General features: G+C 70.6%; 1 pseudogene. It reads right to left on the reverse strand.

The features are described 5' to 3' along the window. Nucleotides 1–13: 13 nt before the first annotated feature. Nucleotides 14–660, reverse strand: a pseudogene (locus CCN51_RS51685) (DapH/DapD/GlmU-related protein); the annotation flags it as partial.

The following is a 660-nucleotide window of genomic DNA, read 5'->3' on the forward strand; positions in this document are numbered from 1 at the left end:
ACCCGTGCACGGGTCATCCTTCGCCCGCGTCCTCCTGACGGGCCGATTCGGCGGCCCTCGCGGCGGCGCTTCCGGGGCGCTTGCGGGCGACCCAACCCTCGATATTCCGCTGCTGGCCGCGTGCGACAGCGAGCGAGCCCGGGGGCACATCCTTGGTGATGACCGAGCCGGCGGCGGTGTAGGCGCCGTCCCCGATCGTGACCGGAGCCACAAGCATGTTGTCCGCTCCGGTGCGGCAGTGGCTGCCGATGGTGGTGTGGTGCTTGTTGACACCGTCGTAGTTCACAAACACGCTGGCGGCGCCGATGTTGGTGTACTCGCCGATCGTCGCGTCGCCGACGTAGGAGAGATGCGGCACCTTGGTGCCCTCGCCGATCCGGGCGTTCTTCATCTCCACGTACGTGCCCGCCTTGGCCTTGGCACCGAGCCGGGTGCCGGGACGCAGATACGCGTACGGGCCGACACTCGCACCCGAGCCGATCTCCGCACCCTCGGCGACGGTGAAGCTCACGGCCGCGCCCTCGCCGACGGTGGTGTCGGTGAGCCGGGAGTTCGGGCCGACCTCGGCGTGCGCGGCGAGGTGAGTGGCGCCCAGCAACTGGGTGCCGGGGTGCACCACGGCGTCCGGCTCGAAGGTGACGGTCGCGTCCACCCAGGTCG

Source organism: Streptomyces milbemycinicus (assembly GCF_002154605.1).
Taxonomy (GTDB): Bacteria; Actinomycetota; Actinomycetes; order Streptomycetales; family Streptomycetaceae; genus Streptomyces; species Streptomyces milbemycinicus.